Source organism: Phytoamicus setariae (assembly GCF_016722925.1).
GTDB classification, from domain to species: domain Bacteria; phylum Pseudomonadota; class Alphaproteobacteria; order Rhizobiales; family Rhizobiaceae; genus Rhizobium_E; species Rhizobium_E setariae.
Genome location: NZ_JAEQNC010000010.1, coordinates 33,181 through 55,355, shown reverse-complemented (window position 1 = coordinate 55,355; position 22,175 = coordinate 33,181). Strand labels below are relative to the sequence as shown.

Here is a 22,175-nt window from a genome sequence, read left to right as displayed (position 1 = left end):
AACATCCTGGCGGCCCGACGGCAGTTTCCTGCGTCCGGCCGAATTGCCCACGCCTTTCCGGTAGATGAAGCCGCTGCAAAAGCGCGCCATCCACCGCCAATACTTTCGCGGTGCGTGAGACATTGCGAATTATGCATCACGACAGGTTGAAAAAGTGCAAACTGCGCGCATCTTCATTGGTTGATACCGCAAATAATGTTGCCTCGACGGCTGAAGGCGACGACGGGGCAACATCAACCTTTCAAAACCGCAATAGATCGAATGCAGCTTCCCTAAACGCCGCCAGGATTCTACTTTCTCTGCGAAACTTCGGCGAGAGAGAAAACCGACCATGTTTATCGGACGTGTCATTGCCATTGTGTTTGCCGTCGCCGGTTCTGTGCTAACAGCGCAAGCCGAGGACGCCGGCCGACTGCAGCCGCAAAACAATTCACACGGTGGAATTTTGGGCCTCTTGCCACCGGATTCTGTAAGCCGGCATGTGCTGAAGACCGTGTCCCGTGAACTGGTCTATACCGCGACCGCCGGCACAATGGATCTCTATGGCGCTGACGGCAAGATCGCTGCGAAAGTCTATTACACCGCCTATATCGCGCAGGACACCGCCCCGAACCGCCCCCTCACCTTTGCCTTCAATGGCGGTCCGGGCGCTGCCTCCGCCTATCTCCATCTTGGCCTGGTAGGGCCGAAAGTCCTCGAATTCGGCCCCGGGGACAATGGCGGGACGACACCCTCGGTGAAAGACAATCCGGAAAGCTGGCTCGACTTTACCGACCTGGTGTTGATCGATCCGGTGGGGACCGGCTGGAGTCGTGCAGCAAGCGATGGCGACAACGCCAAATACTTCGGTGTCAAGCAGGATGCCGAAAGCCTCGCCAAGGTCATTGCCCTCTACGTCCAGAAGAACCAGCGTATCGAATCTGCGAAGTACTTGCTTGGGGAAAGCTATGGCGGCTTTCGCGCCGCCAAGGTCGCCGCGGCGCTGAAAGACAGCCAGGGCATACTCGTTTCAGGCATTGTGATGGTGTCACCTCTGATCGATTCCAGGCTGATATTCGGAGCGACGGACTACCCTCTTGGCGCGGCCCTGCAATTTCCGTCGCTGGCCGCAGCCGAGATGGAGCGCACCAACCGCTTTGACGAGCGTGCCGTGGAAGATGCCGAGCAATTCGCGATGACGGATTACCTTGTTGCGCTTGCCGGTCCTTCGCTCGTCGGCAACGCTGCTGCGAGCTTCTACGGCAAGGTCTCCGGCATGACGGGGGTATCGCTGCGCGACGTCGAACGGACGCGCGGCTTCGTCGACAACGTCTACGCCAAATCCGCAAAATCAGCGTCGGGCGACATCGTCAGCCCCTATGATGCGGCGGTGGCGGCTCCCGATCCCTACCCCGAAGGAAACTGGCAACGCGGCGGCGACCCGGTGCTGGACGGATTTACACGCGCCTATGGATCGGCATTCGTCAGCTATGCGCGCACCGACCTGGGCTTTGCCTGCGACATGACCTACTCGCTGCTGAACACCGATGTGAACCGCCGCTGGGAGTGGGATGGCAACAGAGCGGACGCCAGTGCTGACGATGACATTCGTGATCTGCTGTCGACAATTCCATCGTTCCGGCTGCTGGTGTCGCACGGCTACAGCGACGTGCTGACCCCCTATGGCGCCAGCAAATATGTGCTCGATCACCTGCCTCCCCGGCTTGCACAGGGCCGGACGCGACTGACCCTCTATCGTGGGGGCCACATGTTCTACACGCGAGGCGATTCACGCCGGAAAATGACCGAGGACGCACGGGCCTTCTTTGCTGGTGGAGGAGACGGCAACTGAGAACCGCACCCTTTATGCAGTTCCATTTCCGGTCTTGTCTGCAAAAGCCGGACTCGGTAGGTCGCATATCCCATCTTTTGCCCGGAATTTGGCCGATCCCAGGAACAGCGAATGACTCTTCTGCCAAGACTGATCTGCACACTGATGGTGTCAATCTTCACAGCAACGGCCGCGATGGCCGGGTCCGTTTCCGGCCAGGCCATTGACGAAACCGGAAATCCTGTGGCCGGCGTGCATGTCGAAGTCGTCTATCAGACATGGCGCGCCGATCAGATCATGGGCTACGGCGAAAGCATCAAGGCCGAAGCCGTAACCGGCAGCGATGGACGCTACAGCATCGACACCGGCAGCCTGCCTCCCGGCGAATATGCGGCACACGCGTACCAACCGATCACCAATGGCGGCGAGCAAGCCAACATCGATCTGGTGCCGGACAACAATGCGACCTTCATCGGCCAGGGCGATGCGATTCGCAACTTCAAGGCCGGCATCGTCGAGAGTTCCGACGAATTGCCCTATGGCAATGTCGGCATCTTCGTCCTCAACAATGCAATTTCCGATTTTACCGACCTCAGCACCGCCGAAATGACCCTGGTCAATATCGACACCGGCAAGACCTATGTGAAGGCGGTGCGCAGCAGTGGCGAGGGGCTTGTGGTCACCGGCATCCCATTCGGCACCTATCGCGCATCGGTGAGCCTCAATGGCAAACCCTTGCAGGTTGCCCTCTGGGGTCCGGGTCTATCCGACACTTTTGGCGCCAGCGTCGTGCACGATTTCACCATGGGCTATATGGGAAACCAGATGCAGGTTCAGGTGAAGCCCTGAACTAGCTGCCGTCCCGCATGGGATGCGCCAGCACGCTGATGATGCGGCAATCGCAGATATGGCCGTGACCGCACTCCTTGATCATGCGGGCAAGTTCTTCGCGCAGTGCCTGCAACCGCGCAATCCTCTGGTCGACTTCGCGCAGATGGTTCATGGCGATGCTGTCGGCCTGATGGCACGATGCCTGCGGCTCCGCAGCCATGTCGAGCAATTCCCTGATGTCGTCCACCTCGAAGCCGAGTTCGCGCGCATTGCGGATGAAGTTCAGCCGGTCCACCTCAGGCTGGCCATAGCGCCGCTGGTTGCCCTCGGTCCGTGGCGGCGCGGCGACCAGGCCGATCTGCTCGTAAAAGCGGATTGTCGGCACCTTGACCCCGGTTTTGAGGGAGAGTTGCCCGATCGAAAAATTCATGTTTTTCCCTCTTGAACCTCTAGTGGCTAGAGGTGCTAGCATGTTTCCATGAACTGAGAAAGGCTGGATCATGTCAGCATCACAAATCGAGAAACTGAAATACCGCATCGGCGGAATGGATTGCGCCAGTTGCGTGACGAAGATCGAAAACGCGGTCAGCCGGCTGCCGGGGGTCGATGAAGTCGGTGTATCGCTAGCTTCGGGCACGTTGACCGTGATGCCGGGCACAGCTCTGCCGAAAGGCGCAGTCGAACAGCAGGTCAAGGCGCTCGGTTATTCCATCGCGCCAATGGGAGGTCCCGCCCACGCGGCTGGCGATGATGGTGACCACAGCGGCCATAGCCATGACCATTTCGATCTTGGATCGGGCCCCTGGTGGAAAAGCCGCAAGGCCACGCTTACGCTTGTCACCGGGCTGGCACTGGTTTTGACTTACCTTGCCCATCTGGCGCTGCCTGCCGTGCCGCAATGGATCTTCGTGCCGGCGCTTGCGGTCGGCCTTGTCCCGATCGCCCGGCGCGCAATCGTCGCGGCGATGACGGGTACCCCCTTCTCGATCGAAACCCTGATGACTATTGCCGCTGTTGGCGCGATGTTCATCGGTGCAGCCGAAGAAGCGGTCATGGTGGTGTTCCTGTTTCTGGTCGGCGAACTGCTGGAGGGCGTGGCCGCCAGCCGGGCCCGCGCCAGCATTCGCGGCCTGACGGACCTCGTGCCAAAGACCGCGCTGGTCGAGATGAACGGCAAAACCGAGGAAGTCGCAGCCGAAGCCTTGACGCTCGGCAGCATCGTGGTTGTTCGGCCCGGGGACAGGATCGCGGCCGACGGCATTATCGTCGAAGGCGCGTCTGCCATCAACGAAGCACCGGTCACCGGCGAAAGCGTGCCGAAGACCAAGGGTCCGGGCGACGTGGTTTTCGCCGGAACGATCAACTCCGACACGGTCCTGAAGATCAAGGTGACGGCTGTTGCGGCCGACAACACCATTGCCCGCGTCGTCCGGCTGGTCGAGGAAGCCCAGGAAAGCAAGGCACCGACCGAACGCTTCATCGACAAGTTCTCGCGCTATTACACACCAGGGGTTCTAGTGGTCAGCGCACTCGTGGCCATCGTCCCGCCGCTTGCCTTCGGACAATCCTGGAACGAATGGATCTACAAGGGCCTCGCCGTGCTGCTCATCGGCTGCCCCTGCGCGCTGGTGATCTCGACGCCTGCTGCCATCGCAGCAGGGCTGGCGGCCGGCGCACGCCGCGGCCTGCTCATCAAGGGTGGCGCAATCATCGAAGCGCTGCGGAAGGTTACGCTCGTCGCGCTCGACAAAACCGGCACCCTGACCGAGGGTAAGCCAGTGGTGACCGATATCGTCAGCGTCGGCAGGCTGGAGAACAAGGTTCTGTCGCTCGCCGCTGCCCTGGAAAGCGGTTCGAACCATCCCCTGGCACTGGCAATTCTCGCAAAAGCAAAAGCCGACAAGGCGCCCGTCCCTCCGGCCATGAACGCCAAGGCGATCCCCGGCAAGGGCGTCTCGGGCTCTGTCGGCGGCGAGGACATTCTGCTGCTTTCGCCAAAGGCGGCTGGGGCAATGATCCCCCTCGATCCGAACTTGCTGGAAAACATCGAGGCACTGAACGCGGAGGGCAAGACAGTTTCGGTTCTGCTCGCAGGCGGCTCGGTCGCAGGTCTCCTCGCCATCCGCGACGAGCCGCGCGCCGATGCAATCGCCGGTCTCAAGGCGCTGTCGTCGGAAAACATCGGCACGGTGATGCTGACCGGCGACAATGAGCGGACTGCCAGGGCCATTGGCGCCGGACTGGGCATCGAGGTTCGCGCGGGGCTGCTGCCGGAAGACAAGCAGGCGATCGTCCGCCAAAAACAGCAGGAAGGCTACGTTGTGGCCAAGGTCGGAGACGGCATCAACGACGCTCCGGCCCTTGCCGCAGCCGATATCGGCATTGCCATGGGCGGCGGCACCGATATTGCGCTGGAAACAGCCGATGCGGCAGTGCTGCATGGCCGCGTGACCGATATCGCCAACATGATCGACCTGTCGAAGGCGACGATGGGCAACATCTGGCAAAACATCACCGTGGCACTGGGGCTGAAGGCGGTGTTCCTTGTCACTACGATCATCGGCATAACAGGGCTTTGGCCGGCCATCCTGGCTGATACCGGCGCAACCGTGCTGGTCACCATGAACGCCTTGCGGCTTCTGGCCTGGAAGGCGCCGACATCGGCCTGATGGAACCCGGCAGCGATCTGATGTGTTCTCCATCCGGAAGGAGAACACAGATGCTCGACAAATCCGAACGGCAGGAGCGCCTCGACCGCCTTCACGACTTGATAGAATCTCGCCTGCTGATGATCGTCGCGGATGCCAACCGCGACGGCTTCGCCACCGATGAAGCACTATACGCGATCGAAAAGGCAATCGGCGAACAGTGGCAGGCATTGGAACAAGATCCAGACCCGGCGGATGATCCGGAATGAAGTCCTTCATGGCTAACATGTAAGGCTCCATCTGCCACGAACGCTGCCGCACTGTCGTCACAGCAGACACATTCTGCAGCGCATGGCTCATCGCATGCGCCCCGCCCATCCCCTTCTGAAATGCACGAGCGCTATTGAATGCCGCCGCCAGCATTTCAACTTGGCCGTCTTGCATCGAACGCCAAACCGTCACCAATCCGCGGGTTTGAAAATACTTGAAATCGACGCTTGACCTTACCATTATTGGAAGGTTCATTGTTCGTGGCAGTTAAGGCCAACAGGAGAAAAACCATGAATTCGGTGACTGCCATCGGGAACGCCGACCGGACGCCAGACCAGCCCGCGGTCAATTCTGCCAACATCGCAATCTGGGGCATGACCTGCGCAAGCTGTGTGCGCCGCGTCGAGAAATCGCTGCTCGCCGTTCCCGGCGTCGTCTCCGCATCGGTCAATCTCGCCACCGAACGCGCCGAAGTCATCTATGACAAGCAGACCTCACCGGCAGATCTCAGCGCCGCAATCGTCGGCGCCGGATACCAGACCGGCGAAGAGGATATCGCGTTGGCGATCGAAGGGATGACCTGCTCGTCCTGCGTACGCCGCGTCGAAAAGGCGTTGCAGGCTGTACCCGGCGTCATCTCCGCCTCGGTCAATTTCGCCACCGAGCGCGCCGATATCAAAAGGATCGCAGGCGCCGGCGATGTCGCGGCACTGATCGGCGCCATCGAACAGGCCGGCTATAGCGCGCGCCTTTTCGAAGCTGCCGCACCCTCCGACCCGCAGGCGGACCGGCGTGCCGAGGAGAGCCGCGCGCTCGCCCGCGATTTTGCCATTGCCGCTGCGCTGACGCTGCCGGTCTTCATTCTGGAAATGGGCTCGCATTTCGTGCCGGCCATCCATGAATTCGTCATGGGCACCATCGGCATGCAGGAAAGCCGCATCCTGCAGTTTGCACTGGTGACACTGGTTCTCGCCTGGCCGGGTCTGCGTTTTTACCAGAAGGGCATTCCTTCGCTGCTGAAGGGTCATCCCGACATGAATTCGCTGGTCGCGCTGGGAACGCTGGCCGCGTGGACCTATTCGGTGATTTCGACATTTGCTCCAGGCCTGCTGCCGGAAGGCACCGTCAACGTCTATTATGAAGCCGCCGCCGTGATCGTCACACTGGTGCTGCTGGGCCGCATGCTGGAGGCGCGCGCCAAGGGCCGGACGTCGGAAGCGATCCGCAAACTTGTCGGCCTGCAAGCCAACACGGCATTGGTCATTCGCTCCGGCGAGACGGTCGAAGTGCCGATTGCCGACGTGCGCGTCGGCGACACGCTGCTGGTTCGGCCCGGAGAACGCATCGCCGTCGACGGCGAGGTCGTCAGCGGTCATTCGTTCGTCGATGAGTCGATGATTTCGGGCGAACCGATCCCGGTCGAGAAGAACGGTGGCGCCGAGCTGATCGCAGGAACCATCAACACGTCTGGCGCCCTCACCTATCGCGCCACCCGCATCGGCGCCGATACACTGCTGGCGCAGATCATCCGCATGGTCGAACAGGCGCAAGGCGCCAAGCTGCCGATCCAGTCGCTGGTCGACAGGATTACCGCTTGGTTCGTGCCTGCCGTTATGGTGATTGCCGCGCTGACTGTGCTCGTCTGGCTGATCTTCGGGCCCGATCCGGCGCTTGCCTTTGCTCTGGTCAACGGTGTTGCGGTGCTGATCATCGCCTGCCCCTGCGCCATGGGCCTGGCAACGCCCGTCTCGATCATGGTGGGCACCGGTCGCGCTGCCGAACTCGGCATCCTGTTTCGCAAGGGCGATGCCCTGCAGGGGCTCGGCGAAGCCGCCGTGGTCGCCTTCGACAAGACCGGCACGCTGACCAACGGAAAGCCCGAGCTGACCGACCTGGTGACAGCCAATGGTTATAGCCGCGATGAAGTGCTGACGCTTTCCGCATCGCTGGAGGCACTCTCTAGCCACCCGATCGCAACGGCAATCGTGACAGCGGCCAAAACAGAGGGCCTGCGGCTTCTGGCAGCCGACCGGTTCGAGAACCGTGCCGGTTTCGGTGCGCTGGCGACTGTGGACGGAAAGGCCGTCGCGATCGGAGCAGACCGGATGATGCGGGAACTTGGCATCGATGTCGCCGTTTTCGGCACCGAAGCGGCCCGGCTCGGAACCCAGGGCAAGTCACCGCTTTACGCGGCAATCGACGGCAAGCTCGCCGCCATCATCGCGGTTGCCGATCCGATCAAGAAAAGCGCTGTGCCCGCCATCCGCGCGCTCAAGGCAAACGGCATCAGGCTGGCGATGATCACCGGTGACAACCGCCGCACCGCAGAAGCTATCGCCTCGGAACTGGGCATCGACGAGGTCGTGGCCGAAGTCCTGCCCGACGGCAAGGTGGCGGCAATCGAACGGCTGCAGGCGGGCGGCAGGAAAGTGACGTTCGTCGGCGACGGTATCAACGATGCGCCGGCACTGGCGAAAGCCGACACCGGCATCGCCATCGGCACAGGCACGGATATCGCCATCGAAAGCGCCGACCTTGTGCTGATGTCCGGCGAACTCGAAGGCGTATCAAACGCAATCGCGCTCTCCAAGGCAACGATGCGCAACATCAGGCAGAACCTGTTCTGGGCGTTCGCCTACAACGCTGTCCTCATTCCGGTCGCCGCAGGGGTGCTGTATCCAGCCTACGGGTTGCTGCTGTCGCCCGCGATCGGTGCTGGAGCGATGGCGCTATCGAGCGTCTTCGTCATCGGAAATGCCCTGAGGCTTCGCCGCTTCAGGGCGGCGTAAAGCCGGCAACCAGCCGCGTTGTCGTCAGAAAGACGGCAGCGTGGCGGTGCAACCCGCGACAAACCGGAAGGAAATGACCATGAATATTGGTGACGTGGCCCGACAGTCGGGCGTTTCTGCCAAGATGATCCGCTACTATGAAAGCATCGGCCTCATTCCGGAAGCCGGGCGCAGCGAAAGCGGCTACCGCAATTACGGCACAAACGACGTCCACACGCTGCGCTTCATTCGTCGGGCGCGCGATCTGGGATTTACCGTCGAACAGATGGGGGATCTGCTGGCTCTATGGAACGACCGCTCCCGCGCCAGCGCGGAAGTCAAGAAGATTGCGCTCGATCACGTTGCGATCCTGGAAAGCAAGATCGCCGAACTGCAGGCCATGGCCCGCACGCTTGGATACCTCGCCAATCATTGCCAGGGCAACGATCGACCGGATTGTCCGATCCTGGACGACCTCGCCCAGATGGATCGTGAACCCCGGCGACATGCCGATGCGACCAAATTTGGCCGCACCGGCATCAGGCCCGCCGAACCGAAACGGTGAAGCGGGCATTAGCCCGCTTCACGATTATCAGAACTTGTAACCGACGCCGAACAGCACCTGGTGCTGCCTTGCGTCGAAGTTAACGCCGCCAATCTTCTCGCTGCCGTAATCGTTGAAGCGATACTCGGCGCGCGCGAAGATGTTCTGGGTGAACTTGTAGTCGACACCAGCACCGAGGGTATAACCCTGCAGCGCCTTGGTCTTCTTGCCGCCGTTGTTCGGATCGACGAAGCCACGCGCAGTGGTCCAGCCAGCCGCACCGTAGATCAAGGCGTCATCCCAAGCGTAACCGGCACGAGCGCGGACGGATCCAGCCCAGTCAGTCCCGACGTCGGTACCATTGATGTCCTTGTCGTTCCAGTTGTACGAGACGTCCCCTTCGATGCCGAGCACGAAGTTGTTGTCGAACTGATAGTTGTAGCCACCAAACTTGCCGATGACGCCACCGCCCGACGTGCGGCTATGCGACGATGTGCCGAAATCGTAATCGCCGTCCAGCCAGCCCGCTCCCCCGAACGCACCGATATAGGCGCCGTCCCAGCTGGAAATCGGGGCCACTTCAACGACTTCCGGTGCAACCGGCTCAGGCGTCACCACATCCGCTGCAAAAGCTGCGCTGGAAACGCCGGCCAGCAATGCGGAAATCAAAACCACTTTCTTCATCGTGCTCTCCTTCGCGAATTCCCCACAAACACCGGGAATGTCGCAGTCGCCTCCGATTTGGGAGGCTTCGTTTGATTGCATAAATGCCTGTCAAAACCCTAAGTCAGGATCGTGCATGAGCCACTTCTAGACAGAATTGTGGCGACAATAGTTCTGTATATCATGAAAAGATTTCGTACGCCATCGATCGGCAGCGGTGAGTTGCAAATCCGCCACACACAGCTCCCCGCCCTCGAAGTTTTCCACCGCCGCGGCAATGTGGGCGACAAAAATCCATTGCAAGGCGCCCCTAAATCTGTACAGTTGACTGGACAACTTGGGAAGCGAACATGTCACGACTTCTTGAAAGCGGCGAACCCTATTACCTGCAGATCGCAGGCCGTCTGCGCGGCCTCGTCGACGGACTGCCGGCAGGCGAACGACTACCGAGCGAGCCGCAGCTTGCCAAGGATTTCAAAGTGAGTCGCTTCACCGTCTCGAAGGCGGTGGAACAACTCGTCAAAGACGGTCTGATTGTGCGCAAGCAGGGCAGCGGCACATTCGTGGCCGAGGCGCCCCTGAGGCGCCAGCCGGGCTACCTGCTCTCCTTTACTGAAGCTGTAGAGGCGGCCGGACACATCGCGACCCACAAGGTGCTTGCGTTCGAGCCGACGGAGTGGTCGCCCGGCCTTCCTTATTCCCCCGATGCGGCGCTGGTGCTGTTTGATCGTCTCCGGCTGGTCGATGCAACAGCCGTTGCACGCCATCGATCCGTTCTGACAGCAGAGTTGGTCAAGACAATCGGCCTGACCCCGGATGTGGTCAGCGATCCGGCTTTCTCGCTCTATTCAAGATTCGAAAGTCACGGCCTCACGGTCGCCACCGCCAACGAGCGTCTGCTTGCGCGGCTTGCCAGCGTCGAGGAGCGGCAACTTCTGAACCTCGACGCCCACGCGGTCGTCGTTGCCGTCAGCCGCCAGACCTTTGCGCATGACGGCACGCCGCTCGACGCAGTCGATGCCACCTACGACGCTCGCCATTACTCATACGAAGCCAGGCTGACGCGTCAGCCTGAAGCCGGGAACCCAAAACCAAAACTGGAGAGAAACGATGAATTCCAAACCCATGAAGTGGATGGCCACCACGGTCCTCGCCTCGGTCCTTGGGGCGATGAGCGCGCAGGCGGCTGACAAGCCGGTCGCGCTTGTGATCGCACAGGGTGGACTGGGCGACCAGTCATACAACGATCTCGCCTATGCCGGCTTCCAGCGCGCGCTCAAGGAAACTGGCCTCGAAGGCAAGCCAGTCGAATCCAAGGACATCGTTGCGCAGGCGGCCGACATCCTGCGCCGCGCCTCCGATGCCGATTTTGGCCTGATCCTCGACCTTGAATACTCGCACGGCGAGCCGATGGTCGAAGTGGCCAAGGACTATCCGGACACAACATTCGCCATCCTCAACCAGGTCCAGAAGGGCGACAACATCGTCTCGGTCCTGTTCCAGGAACAGGAAGGCTCCTATCTCGCCGGCATGCTGGCGGCTCAGGTGACCACGGACACCTCGATCAAGGGCATCAACGACAAGCCGATCCTCGGTGTTATCGGCGGCACGAAGTCGGCCGGCATCGACAAGTTCATCGCCGGCTTCATCGAAGGCGCCAAGGCCGCCAACCCGAAGGTTGAAGTCAAGGTCGCCTATTCCAACAACTTCGGCGACCCCGCACTCGGCCAGCAGATGGCGAAAGCCATGTACGAGGAAGGCGCCGACATCATCTACCAGATCGCGGGCGGCACCGGCATTGGCGTCATCCAGGCGGCCAAGGAAACCGGCCATTATGCGATCGGCGTCGACGGTGACCAGGACGGACTTGCACCGGGCAACGTGCTGACCTCGATGATCAAGCGCGCCGATGTCGCCGTGGAGAACGTGGTCAAGGACTACGCCAAGGACGTCAAGCTCGGCGGCACCACCGTCGCGTTCGGCCTCAAGGAAGACGGCGTCGGTCTTTCCGAGATGAAGTTCACCAAGGACCTCATCCCGGCCGCCTATCTCGAAAAAGTGGAAGCCGCCAAGGCCGACATCATTTCCGGCAAGATCAAGGTCTGGAATGTCGTTGACCAGGGCTACCCCGACTATCTGAAGTAAGCGCCTTGCCGGCACCGGAGTTCATGACTTGAATACCGTAAGCAACCCGACAGCGGCCCGCGTGCGTCTTGGCGCACACGGCGTGACGCGACGCTTCGGCACACTAATCGCCAATGACACCGTGGATTTCTCCGCCCTTGCTGGAACCATCCACGCCATCGTCGGCGGCAACGGCGCCGGCAAATCGACTCTTATGCGCATCCTGCAGGGCATGGACCGGCCGGATGCGGGCACGGTGATCGTCAACGATCAGCCTGCTACTTTGAACGGACCTGCCGATGCCTTCGACAAGGGTATTGGCATGGTTCACCAGGAATTCATGCTCGTTCCCGGGCTGACGCTACTCGAAAATCTCGTTCTCGCGCGCGAGCCGGTCAAGGGTCTTGGTTTGATTGACCGCGACAAGGCCCTTGGTGCGGCTCGCGCCCTGGAGAAGGAAGCTGGCGTCACGCTCGACTGGGACATGCTGGTCGACGACGCGCCCGTGCATGTCCGCCAGATCGTGGAAATTCTCCGTCTGCTCTATCGTGGCGCCGATGTGCTGATCCTCGACGAGCCAACCGCCGTGCTGGCCCCCTCGCAGATACGCGAGCTGATTGCCCTGCTGAAACGGCTGCGCGACGATGGCCGCACAATCCTGTTCATCAGCCACAAGCTGGACGAAGTCATGGGCGTGAGCGACGACATCACCGTCATCCGTGCCGGGCGCGTGATCCGCAGCATGAAGACGTCGGAAACGACAAAGGCCGAGCTGGCCGAACTGATGATCGGCGAAATCCTGCACGAGACATCGGCGCGGCCGGGCCAGCAAGGCAAATCTGTCCTCGTCGCAGAAAACCTTTCGGCCGATGATAGCCGCGGCGTCGCCAAACTGAAGAGCGCGAACTTTACCGTTCACGCCGGCGAAATCGTCGCCATTGCCGGTGTTTCCGGCAACGGCCAGGACGAACTGATCGGTGCAGTTACCGGCCTCATCGCCGCCCGTGGCGGCAGCGTCTCGCTATCGGGCAACGATATCTCGAAACTCCCCCTGCCCGCGCGTCGCGCGCGTGGCCTGGCCTATCTGAGCCCCGATCGGGCTGCCGAGGGCCTCTGCCTCGAAGCCTCGATCGCCGAAAACGCCATTGTCGGCCATCACCGCCGCAGCGCATTCGTCTCTGCCGGCATCCTCAAGCTCGGCCAGATCGCGGCGCATGCGGAAAAGCTGCTCGACGCCTACTCGGTCAAGCGCGCCTCCTCCGACCTGCCGATATCGAGCCTTTCCGGCGGCAACCAGCAGCGTGTCGCCATCGCCCGCGAACTCGACGGCAACCCGGACATCCTTGTCGCCTGTCAGCCGACGCGCGGCGTCGATATCCGCGGTATCGCCTTCATTCACCAATGCCTGCTCGAATACCGGGACCGCGGTGGCGCGGTGCTGCTGGTATCGGAGGAACTCAACGAGATCATCACCTTGGCCGACCGCATTATAGTCCTTTACAATGGCGAACTTCGTGGCGAGTTGCATCGCGGCGACGGCGACATCGAGCTGATCGGCCGCATGATGCTCGGGGAGGCTGCATAATGGTCGCTGTCGTTTCCCCCACCCCGACGGCAAGCCGCCTTTCGTGGCTGGTGCCGGTCGTAACCGCCTTGCAGCCGCTGGTTATCGCGCTCTTGCTTGGCGCGGTCGTGCTTGCGATTGCCGGCCACAATCCGTTGGAAACCTATGGCCTGCTGTTTGCAGAATCGTTCGGTTCCACCAAGCGCATTGCGGCAACCTTGTCGGCTTCCACGCCGCTGATCTTCACCGGACTGGCAACCGCCATCGCGTTTCGCGCCGGCGCGTTCAATGTCGGTGTCGAAGGCTGCGTCAATGTCGGTGGTCTCGCCGCCGCGTTCGTCGGCTTTACCTTTGTTTCCCTGTCGGCGTTCATCCTGCTGCCTGCCGCGATCGTTGCCGCGGCCATCTTCGGCACGCTATGGATGGTCATTCCCGGCCTCTTGAAGTCGCGCCTCGATGTCGATGAAGTCGTGACGACTCTGATGCTGAACTTCATCGCCATCAGCCTGACCGCATGGCTGGTCAACGGCCCGCTGCTCGCGCCCGGCTCGGCTAACTCCGCCACGCCGATGATCGCCGACGCCGCGCGTCTTCCCAAGCTGATGCGTGGCTCAACGCTCAATGCCGGCTTCCTGATCGCACTGGCCTTCGTCATCCTCTATTGGCTTTGGGGCAAGTGGGCAGCCCTTGGATTTGAAACCCGGCTGGCCGGCATGAATGCCCGTTTTGCCACGGCATCGGGCATGAACGTTCCCGGCCTCGTCTTCAAGATGATGCTGCTTTCGGGCGCTATCGGTGGCATTGCCGGCGGCGTGCACGCACTCGGCAACGTCTTCCGCTACGTCTCCGGTTTTTCACCCGGCTACGGTTTCGTCGGCATCGCGGTGGCGTTGCTGGGTCGCGGAAACGCATTTGGCATCCTGCTTGCTGCCATCCTGTTCGGCGCGCTTGCGACTTCAGGCGCAACGATCCAGCTGTTCAGCGACGTGCCGATTGAAATCGTCAATATCCTCCAGGGCTTGGTGATGATCTTCGCGGTTGCCCGCTTCTCCTGGATCTTTTCGCGGCGGGCCAAATCATGATCGACAACATCATTCATGCCGCATTGATCATGACGACGCCGGTGCTGCTGGCAGCACTTGGCGGCCTCATCAACCGCACCGGCGGCCTCGTCAACATCGGCCTCGATTCGATGATGCTGGTCGGCGCGCTTGTCGGGCTCATCCTCGCATCGGGCAACGGAAACTGGGGCGTGGCGCTTGCCGGCGCCGGCTTTGCCGGAGCCATGATGGGCCTGATGATGTCGCTGTGCGTCACACGCCTCAGCGCCAACGAGATCATCGTCGGCCTGGGCTTCAACATCGTCGCTGCCGGTCTGGTCCGCTTCTTCCTGAAGACGACCTACGAAACGTCGGGAACGCTGAGCCTGCCTGATGTAACCCGCCTGCCGCGCTGGGATATCCCTGTCATCGAGGATATCCCCGTGCTCGGCGCAATCTTCTCCGGCCACGATATCCTGACTTGGGCCGCATGGCTGCTGGTTCCGGTAACCGTATGGTTTCTTGCCCGCACGCGTCCCGGCCTGAGGCTCCGTGCGGCGGGCGCCGGTCCCAAGGCTGCGCGTGCACTCGGCCTCGACCCACTGCGCACCAAGGATCTGTCAACGGTGTTTGCCGGCTTCATGTCCGGTCTTGCCGGAGCATATCTGTCCATCGGCGTGGTCGGCATCTTCAATGAAGGCATTACCGCCGGACGTGGCTTCATCGCCATGGCGGCCTTCTATTTCGGCCGCACAAGACCTGTGATGACCGCCATCGGCGCGTTGCTGTTCGGCTTCTTCGACGCCTTCCAGATCCGGCTCCAGGGACGTGGGCTCCCCGCTGAACTGGTCCAGACCCTCCCCTACGTCATGGTCATCGTGATCCTGACCCTAATTGCCATCGCGGCAAAGAAATCCCGCGGAGTGAAATCATGAGCACCCAGGAAAAGACTGCACTCATCCTCGTCGACGTCATCAACTCGTTCTTCGAACCGGGTCATCCCAATTACTACAAGGCCGTCGAGGATGTTCTGGAGCCCATGCGCGCGCTCAGGAAGGCCGCAAGCGAAAACAACATCGTCACGGTTCACGCCGTCGAGCGCCACCGTCCGGAAGTGTTCCATGATTTCGAATGGAAGAAGCTGCCGGTCCATCACCTGGAAGACGCGCATGACGCAGATTTCTTCGCCGATTTCCGTCCACAGGGCAAGAACGAGACCGTCGTGATCAAGCGTCGCTTCAGCGCCTTCTTCGCCACCGATCTTGCGCTTTTCTTGCACGAGCAGAAGGTGACGCGGGTCATCATCGCTGGCGTGAAGACCAATGTCTGCATCCGGGCGACCGCCCAGGACGCATTCGCCAACGGCTTCGAGCCGGTTATCGTCCGCGAGGCGACCAATTCCAACCGGCCGCATCTGGCCGAAGCGTCGCTGGAAGACATCGAGCGCTACATGGGCCGCGTCGTCAGTCTCGACGAAGGACTGGAGATGCTGGCATGACCGGCATCGCCATATCAGGCTATGCGAGCCTCGACCATGTCATCGTCCTCGACGGCGATGTCAGGCCGGGCCGCACAACCACGATCCTCAGCCGTCCGGAAAGCGCCTGGCCACGCCTCGGCGGCGGCCCTGCCTACGTCGCACAGGCAATTGCCAAAGACTACCAGGGCCCGGTTCATCCAGTGAGCTGGATCGGCACCGACGCGCCCGGCGAAGTCTATCTCGGCCAGCTCGCGGACATAGGCATCTCGCGCGACGGCATGGCGAAGGTCGAGGGCGCACGCACACCAATTTCCGTGCTTGCTTATGAGCCGACCGGCGATTGCGCCTGCCTCTACCATCCCGGCCTGCCCGATGGCATCGGACTGACCGAGCAGCAGAAGACCCTGGTGGCAAGCGCCGAGTGGGTCTGCATCGCCATCGGACCGAAGATCGTCACCGATCAGATCCTCGACATGATCCGCCCCGACCAGAAGCTTGCATGGATCGTCAAGGACGATCCGCGCGCCATTACGCCGGAACAGACGGCCCGGCTGGTGAGCCGCGCCGACCTGATCTTCTGTAACGGCCGCGAACGCAGCTTCCTCGAAAGCGCACGCACGACAAGCCACGCACGCGAAGGCCAGACCATCGTCGAGACGCAGGGCCGCCGCGGCGCCGTCTTCCTTTGCAACGGTCAAAGCACATTCGTGGCAGCCGAACCTGTTGACGTCACCGACCCGACCGGGGCCGGCGACACATTTGCCGGCGGCGTCATTGCCGCCATCATGAAGGGCGAAACCGAGCTGGAAGCCATTGGCCGGGCAGGCAATGCCGCCGCGCGCGCCCTTCTGCTCAATAGAAAAGCCGAAGAAACCGAAAGCTGATAGCATGACTGAAAAAGAACAGACGAAACAGGCCTGGTACATCGGAGCCAAGCGCGATGAAGTCGGCAAGGCCGCCATCCTCGTTGGCGACCCGGCCCGCATCGAGCGCATCGCCGCGCACATGACCGACGTGCATTTCGTGCCGGAGCAGCGCGGTCTGAAGACCGTCACCGGAACGCGCGGCGGCCAGCGCATCACCGTGTCTGCTTTCGGCATGGGCGCCCCCATTGCCACTATCGTTCTACACGAGTTGCATGCGCTCGGCATCCGCAACTTCCTGCGCATCGGCACAGCCATGGCCGTGCCGCCAGCCAAGCTTGGCGATTTCGTTCTGGCTGATGGCGCGCTGCGCACCGACGGCACGTCCAACTCCTATGCGCCGCTCGGTTTTCCGGCAATTGCCGACTTCGACCTCAACCTGGTCGTCCGCGAAAAGCTGAAGTCCAGCGGCAAGACCTGGCATGCCGGCATCTTCGGCACCTATGACGGTTTCTATACCGAGATGTTTGCGCTGTCGGGCGAGCGACGCTCGATCATCGGCAAGCTCAAGGATGACATCCAGCGCCTCGGCCTGATCGGCACCGACATGGAAACGTCGGCCCTGCTCACCGCTGCCCGCATTCTCGGTGTGCGCGCCTCGACACTCTGCATCGCCACCGTCGATGCCAACACCCAGGAAAAGATCGGCGACGACCTGATGGCCACGCTCGAGCCCGACATGTTCGAGCTTGCCCTCGATTCCATGGCCGCCATGGCCGCCGGCGAACAGTAATAGACAGAAAGGACGTGGACATGACTGATCTCTCCACCCGCTACTTCGACACCCTGATCGAGCGTCTCGCCAAGGTGCGCGACGAACAGAACGCCGCCATCGACAAGGCCGCCGAGATGTGCGCGAAATCGATCGCCGCCGGCAAGCTCGCCTTCACCTTTGGTACCGGCCACGGCGCAATCCCGGCGCTGGAAAGCTTTCCGCGCACCGGCACCATCGTCGGCTTCCGTCCGATTGTCGAAAGCACGATGATCTCGTTCCACCACGTCTGGGGCGACATGGGCGCGCGCCAGTACCGTTTCATCCACGCACAGGAAGGCTATGGCCGCGCCATCATGCGCTCGCACCAGCTCGACAGCGCCGACACGATGATCCTGTTCTCGCATTCCGGCATCAACGCCGTGATCCTCGACATCGCCATGGAGTGCAAGGAACGCGGCATCGGCCTGATTGCCGTTACATCCCTGCCGCATTCGAGCACCGTTCCGTCGCGCCACTCCTCCGGCAAGCGGCTCTATGAAGTCGCCGACGTCGTCATCGACACCGGCATTCCGAAGGGCGATGCAGCGATCTACATCGACGGCCTGGAACATCCGGTCGGCGGCAGCTCCACCAGCGTCACCATCGCGATTGCCCATGCCATCGTTTCCAACACGGCAGAAAAGCTCGTCAAGCAGGGCATCACGCCCGGCGTCATGGTCAGCCCCAACACGACCGAGAAGAAAATCGCAGACAAGCAGAACGATGAAAACTACGACGCCCTGTGGGCTCGTTTGAAAGCACGGTGACCCCCATGAACCGCAAGCTTTACATCGACGGGAAGTGGCAGGATTCGCTTTCGGGCGAAACTGCCGTCATCCTTGACCCGGCCACCAGCGACCCGGTCGGCACCAGCGCCATTGCCAGCGCCGCCGATGTTGACAAGGCCGTCGAAGCCGCCACCCGCGCGTTCCCGCTCTGGGCCAGCATGCACACCGACAAGCGCGCGCAGATCATGCACCGCGCCGCCGACCTGATCGCTGAACGCATTGATGCCATCGCCGAGCTGCTGACCCGCGAACAGGGCAAGCCCGTCCCCGATTCGAAGAAGGAAATCGCCTTCGGCATCGAGGTCATCCGCTACTATGCCGAAGAAGGCCGTCGCGTGCATGGCTCGCTGCGCCCGGGCTCGCGTGCCGATATCCGCAATATCGTCACCTCCCATCCGGTGGGCGTGGTTGCGGGCATCGTTCCCTGGAACTACCCGGTCGATCTCTACGCCTGGAAGGTTGCCCCTGTACTGGCTGCCGGCTGCGTGCTGATCGTCAAGCCGCCACACGAGACGCCCCTTGCCATCGGCATGGTGGTAAAGTGCTTCGAGGAAGCAGGCCTGCCCGCCGGCGTGCTCAACGACATTCCGGGCACCGGCCCTGAAGTCGGCGCGGCACTTTCCGCCCATAACGGCATCCACATGATCACCGCGACCGCGTCTGTTCCGGCCGGTCAGGCAATCATGCGGGCTTCGGCCGGCAACCTCAAGCGCCTGTCGCTGGAACTTGGTGGCCAGTGCCCGTTCGTGGTGCTTGATGATGCCGATCCGGTAGAGGCGGCAGCGGCTGCGGCTCGCCGTTCGTTCTCGAACATGGGCCAGATCTGCATCGCGGTGAACCGCATCCTGGTCTCGAAGGGAATTCACGCGCGCTTCGTCGAAGCGCTGGTGGAGGAAACCCGCAAGATCCAGCTCGGTCACGGCGTCAATCCCGGCGTGCTTTACGGCCCGGTGCTGAATGAAGGCGTCCGCACCCGCGTCAAGCGCCACATCGATGACGCGGTCACGCGCGGCGGCAAGCTGCTGACCGGCGGCTCGGTGCCTAAGGGCGAAGCATTCGACAAGGGCTTCTTCTTTCAGCCGGCGATCGTCGACGAGGTTCCCGATGGCGCGCTGGCAACCACCGAAGAAACCTTCGGCCCGCTGGCAGCAGTTCGTGCGGTTGCCGATGACCGTGAGGCGATCCGTATCGCCAATGCCCTGCCCTTCGGACTGGCGGCCTACGTCTACTCCGGCGATCTCGAACGCGGCTGGGGTGTCGCCGAGCAGATCGAGGCAGGCGCCGTCGGTGTCAACGTCAACGATACCAGCGAATTGCAGGCGCCTTTCGGCGGCTGGAAGATGAGCGGCGTCGGCCGCGAGCTTGGCCCTGAAGGCCTCGACGCCTTCCTTGAGAAGAAGCACATCAAGCTCAGGCTTCGCGACCGCCTGCGTTAACCCAAAACCATTACGCCCGGCTGAATGCAGCCGGGCGTAATTTGCTTTTCATGACACCGGAATGCGGCTTGCAGCCGGCATTGATCTCACGGTTTCCGACAACCCGACACGCCTGCCCCGACCACATTACGAGAGCACAATTCTATTTTTACTAATACAAAGAATAGGTTCGGCGGAAACTAAACGTTAAGCGGTTAAAGTCTTAACAAAATATGCAACATTGCAGATAGGCCTTTCCATTACTGTCGGTGATCTGAAAGGGCAGATCACGCCGATGACAGAGATTGTCACAATTTCACCAATCACCGCCGCCTATGCGACGCAATCGCTGAAGGCGAGCGCGCGCGTCAGCGGCTCGAGCCCTGCTGAACGCACGTTGCGTCAGCTTGCCAGTGAAACGATGCGCGGCGAAGACGGCCCGATGTCGACGATGGATATCGTCGGCACATCGGCAATGACGCTGTTTTTCCTGACGTCCGGCCAGAAGCGAAACCAGCCCCAGACCTCCCGGCGCCAGGCCGAGGAGGAATACCTCCTCAACAACCTCGACGAGACGCTTTCGCCGTCCGCCGAGGCACGTGAGGAAGAACAAGGGATGGGTCTCGGAGATATCCCCGAGCTTGCTCCGCCGGTTCTTGCCCTGCCCGATCTCACCGACGAAGCCTAAGCCCATCAAGGTGGCAAGCGCGGGACGTGTTCCGCGCCTGACCGATCACATCTTGTGCTGCATGCCGCCCTTGCGATCGACAACCGGGATCTCAATTTCCACGGTTCCGGCCTTTTCGAAGACGAATGTCGCCTTGACGGTGTCGCCGGCCATGAACGGCTTTTTCACGCCCATGAACATCATGTGCAGCCCACCGGGCTTCATTTCCGTCGTCTTGCCGGCGGGCAACGCGATGCCATCGTTCAGTTTGCGCATGCGCATCACGTCGCCATCCACCTTCATCTCATGGAGTTCGACATGATCGGCGCCCGAGGCAGGGCTGACGGATACCAGCCGATCATCGGTCTTGCCGTTGTTGGCAATGGTGACGAAACCGCCGCCGACCGGTTGGCCGGGCGTCATCGCCTTGATGAAGGCGGCGCTGAGTTCGAGAGCACCGACCTTGACCGGAGAAAATTCCGCAGCTTTCATCTCCATGCCGTGATGGTCGTGGCCCTCGCCCGCGGTCAGGGTGACGGTCGGCGCCGGGTTTTTCAGATCGTGCGGATTCTGGCCTTCGGCCGGCAATTCGGTCCAGGCCACCTTGCCCTCGCTGCCGCAAAGCTGGGTGCTGACGAAGGGTACGGATGTACCGGCCGCAATGCCGGAGAATTTCCCCGAAATCGTGAAGGTGTCGTAATATTCGTCCGGCAGGTTGCCGTTCTTCCAGCGAATTTCGACCGGCCCTTCCGTCACGGTCTTGCCATGCAGATCGTAGCTCTTCTGATATTTACCCTTGATGATCTCGATCTCCCAGCCGGCCTTCGGTTGCGGTTTGGCTGCAATGAAGCCTTCGGGGAGCTTGATCTGTACTTCTGTCGTGGCCTTGCCGTCACAACCATGCGGCACCTGCAGGGTGGCAAGATAATAGCTGTCGGCGGACGCTTCGGGAATCTGCATCGTGGCATGGGCGAACGCCATTGCCGGGACGGCAGACAGGATAACGGATGAAATGATTCTGATATTTTTCATAGGGATACACTCTGAATACACGCCAATGCGTGCTGGCCTTGCCGCAAGCGCGGCAGTAAGTCGTGGAGTAGACGATCAAGCCTTCAGCGGCGGTCCACGGCTTAGCTGATGAAAAGAAGTGATGCGCTTCAGGTTGGGATTGCTATCCCGATTGATTTTTTCGACCGGCTGAGCTGCGCGATTTGCCAGAACTGCGAAAGCGGGCGGCGTAAACAGGTGTATGGTCGCAAATACACAGACGTCGCAATGATTGCCGTCGGAATGCGGCGCGCCCCCATGTTCTTCACTGGGAAGGCACATCGAGGCATAGCTGCCGTCCGGCAGCATGTACTCAGCGCCATACGGCCCGATTGCCGCCCGGGTATCGGCGTGAGCGGCAAAACCGAGCATGAATAGCGCAATCACGCAGATGATGCGTGTCGCCATCGCTCTCCTTGCCCAATGCTCCATAGCTACGATCCCATAAGCCTGTCATTCTCATAGACAACTAATTGCGCGTTGGGAAGGCGGCTGCGATGTTCCCGAGGCTGCGAATTGCCGCACTCTCCCCTAACGTAAAGCGCGGCAGCGACAAATATGTGGTCCCCAGCGCCATTCCCCTTGCCATCGGCCCCGTCGAGCCGCTATCTATTGGCGACCCATTGGGAGAATCTGCATCTGGCATGCAGTGCCGAAGGAGCAACCGCCCCGGAAACTCTCAGGCAAAAGGACCAACGGGCAGGATAGAAACTCTGGAGAACGGTGCTTGCGCATCTGCCGAAGGGATAACAATCTCAGGCAAAGGGACAGAGGGGGCTTAAGTATGCGGGTGCCGAGGAGCGCCCTGTCTTGAGCGGCGCCATGCGCCAAACCCG

Annotated in this window: 21 protein-coding genes and 1 riboswitch; of the genes, 17 read left to right on the top strand and 4 right to left on the bottom strand. The window is 61.3% G+C overall.

All coding sequences use genetic code 11. The features are described from left to right. Positions 1–331 precede the first annotated feature (331 nt). Together JJB09_RS17730 and JJB09_RS17725 are read left to right on the top strand one after the other, a co-directional pair. Positions 332–1,831 carry a S10 family peptidase gene (locus tag JJB09_RS17730; RefSeq protein ID WP_201661146.1) on the top strand — a complete coding sequence of 500 codons (1,500 nt, stop codon included), beginning with the start codon at positions 332–334 and terminating at the stop codon, positions 1,829–1,831. Between the two features lie 111 nt (positions 1,832–1,942). Continuing rightward, positions 1,943–2,659 carry a carboxypeptidase-like regulatory domain-containing protein gene (locus tag JJB09_RS17725; protein ID WP_201661143.1) on the top strand — a complete coding sequence of 239 codons (717 nt, stop codon included), beginning with the start codon at positions 1,943–1,945 and terminating at the stop codon, positions 2,657–2,659. Between the two features lies 1 nt (position 2,660). Here JJB09_RS17725 and JJB09_RS17720 read toward each other — a convergent pair whose 3' ends face one another. Beyond that, on the bottom strand, positions 2,661–3,071 hold the full coding sequence (locus tag JJB09_RS17720) for a MerR family transcriptional regulator (RefSeq protein WP_201661141.1): 411 nt from the start codon (positions 3,069–3,071) through the stop codon (positions 2,661–2,663). 70 nt (positions 3,072–3,141) lie between these two features. Between JJB09_RS17720 and JJB09_RS17715 the strand changes: the two genes are divergently transcribed. The 4 genes from JJB09_RS17715 (at position 3,142) to cueR (ending at position 8,892) form a co-directional block, all read left to right on the top strand. Then, positions 3,142–5,310, top strand: a complete 2,169-nt coding sequence (locus JJB09_RS17715) for a heavy metal translocating P-type ATPase (RefSeq protein ID WP_201661138.1) — start codon at positions 3,142–3,144, stop codon at positions 5,308–5,310. Between the two features lie 50 nt (positions 5,311–5,360). After that, positions 5,361–5,558, top strand: a complete 198-nt coding sequence (locus JJB09_RS17710) for a hypothetical protein (RefSeq protein ID WP_201661135.1) — start codon at positions 5,361–5,363, stop codon at positions 5,556–5,558. A 291-nt stretch (positions 5,559–5,849) separates the two neighbouring features. After that, complete coding sequence (locus JJB09_RS17705; RefSeq protein WP_201661132.1) at positions 5,850–8,348, top strand: heavy metal translocating P-type ATPase; 2,499 nt, start codon at positions 5,850–5,852, stop codon at positions 8,346–8,348. A 79-nt stretch (positions 8,349–8,427) separates the two neighbouring features. After that, positions 8,428–8,892, top strand: a complete 465-nt coding sequence (gene cueR / locus JJB09_RS17700; protein WP_201661129.1) for a Cu(I)-responsive transcriptional regulator — start codon at positions 8,428–8,430, stop codon at positions 8,890–8,892. A 27-nt stretch (positions 8,893–8,919) separates the two neighbouring features. Here cueR and JJB09_RS17695 read toward each other — a convergent pair whose 3' ends face one another. Further along, positions 8,920–9,555 carry an outer membrane protein gene (locus tag JJB09_RS17695; RefSeq protein ID WP_201661125.1) on the bottom strand — a complete coding sequence of 212 codons (636 nt, stop codon included), beginning with the start codon at positions 9,553–9,555 and terminating at the stop codon, positions 8,920–8,922. 329 nt (positions 9,556–9,884) lie between these two features. Between JJB09_RS17695 and JJB09_RS17690 the strand changes: the two genes are divergently transcribed. The 11 genes from JJB09_RS17690 to JJB09_RS17640 all read left to right on the top strand — a co-directional run bounded on the left by JJB09_RS17690 (position 9,885) and on the right by JJB09_RS17640 (position 20,310). Continuing rightward, positions 9,885–10,724 carry a GntR family transcriptional regulator gene (locus JJB09_RS17690; protein ID WP_201661122.1) on the top strand — a complete coding sequence of 280 codons (840 nt, stop codon included), beginning with the start codon at positions 9,885–9,887 and terminating at the stop codon, positions 10,722–10,724. Next, a complete protein-coding gene (locus JJB09_RS17685; protein ID WP_201661096.1) occupies positions 10,645–11,679 on the top strand; it encodes a BMP family lipoprotein in 1,035 nt (344 codons plus the stop codon). The genes JJB09_RS17690 and JJB09_RS17685 overlap by 80 nt, the downstream gene beginning before the upstream one ends. Positions 11,680–11,707: 28 nt before the next feature. Beyond that, positions 11,708–13,243 (top strand): ABC transporter ATP-binding protein, encoded by a 1,536-nt coding sequence (locus JJB09_RS17680; RefSeq protein WP_201661093.1) that lies wholly within the window; start codon positions 11,708–11,710, stop codon positions 13,241–13,243. Beyond that, on the top strand, positions 13,243–14,304 hold the full coding sequence (locus JJB09_RS17675) for an ABC transporter permease (RefSeq protein ID WP_201661090.1): 1,062 nt from the start codon (positions 13,243–13,245) through the stop codon (positions 14,302–14,304). Before JJB09_RS17680 ends, JJB09_RS17675 begins: the two co-directional genes overlap by 1 nt. After that, positions 14,301–15,197 (top strand): ABC transporter permease, encoded by an 897-nt coding sequence (locus JJB09_RS17670; RefSeq protein WP_201661087.1) that lies wholly within the window; start codon positions 14,301–14,303, stop codon positions 15,195–15,197. Before JJB09_RS17675 ends, JJB09_RS17670 begins: the two co-directional genes overlap by 4 nt. Beyond that, a complete protein-coding gene (locus JJB09_RS17665; protein ID WP_201661084.1) occupies positions 15,194–15,760 on the top strand; it encodes a cysteine hydrolase family protein in 567 nt (188 codons plus the stop codon). Before JJB09_RS17670 ends, JJB09_RS17665 begins: the two co-directional genes overlap by 4 nt. Then, the gene (locus JJB09_RS17660) at positions 15,757–16,626 is read left to right on the top strand and encodes a carbohydrate kinase family protein (RefSeq protein ID WP_201661081.1); all 870 of its coding nucleotides are present in this window, start codon (positions 15,757–15,759) and stop codon (positions 16,624–16,626) included. Before JJB09_RS17665 ends, JJB09_RS17660 begins: the two co-directional genes overlap by 4 nt. A gap of 4 nt (positions 16,627–16,630) precedes the next feature. Then, positions 16,631–17,398, top strand: coding sequence for a nucleoside phosphorylase (locus JJB09_RS17655; protein WP_201661078.1), 768 nt, complete (start codon positions 16,631–16,633; stop codon positions 17,396–17,398). Positions 17,399–17,418: 20 nt separating this feature from the next. Further along, a complete protein-coding gene (locus JJB09_RS17650; RefSeq protein ID WP_201661076.1) occupies positions 17,419–18,186 on the top strand; it encodes a sugar isomerase domain-containing protein in 768 nt (255 codons plus the stop codon). 5 nt (positions 18,187–18,191) lie between these two features. Then, positions 18,192–19,643, top strand: coding sequence for an aldehyde dehydrogenase family protein (locus JJB09_RS17645; protein WP_201661073.1), 1,452 nt, complete (start codon positions 18,192–18,194; stop codon positions 19,641–19,643). Positions 19,644–19,917: 274 nt separating this feature from the next. Next, complete coding sequence (locus JJB09_RS17640) at positions 19,918–20,310, top strand: hypothetical protein (protein ID WP_201661070.1); 393 nt, start codon at positions 19,918–19,920, stop codon at positions 20,308–20,310. A gap of 45 nt (positions 20,311–20,355) precedes the next feature. Here JJB09_RS17640 and JJB09_RS17635 read toward each other — a convergent pair whose 3' ends face one another. Further along, positions 20,356–21,321 (bottom strand): DUF1775 domain-containing protein, encoded by a 966-nt coding sequence (locus JJB09_RS17635; RefSeq protein ID WP_201661067.1) that lies wholly within the window; start codon positions 21,319–21,321, stop codon positions 20,356–20,358. Positions 21,322–21,396: 75 nt separating this feature from the next. Beyond that, positions 21,397–21,747: a DUF2946 family protein gene (locus JJB09_RS17630; RefSeq protein WP_201661063.1), complete on the bottom strand. Its 351-nt coding sequence runs from the start codon at positions 21,745–21,747 to the stop codon at positions 21,397–21,399. 206 nt (positions 21,748–21,953) lie between these two features. Then, positions 21,954–22,044: riboswitch (glycine riboswitch) on the top strand. The last annotated feature ends 131 nt before the right edge of the window (positions 22,045–22,175 follow it).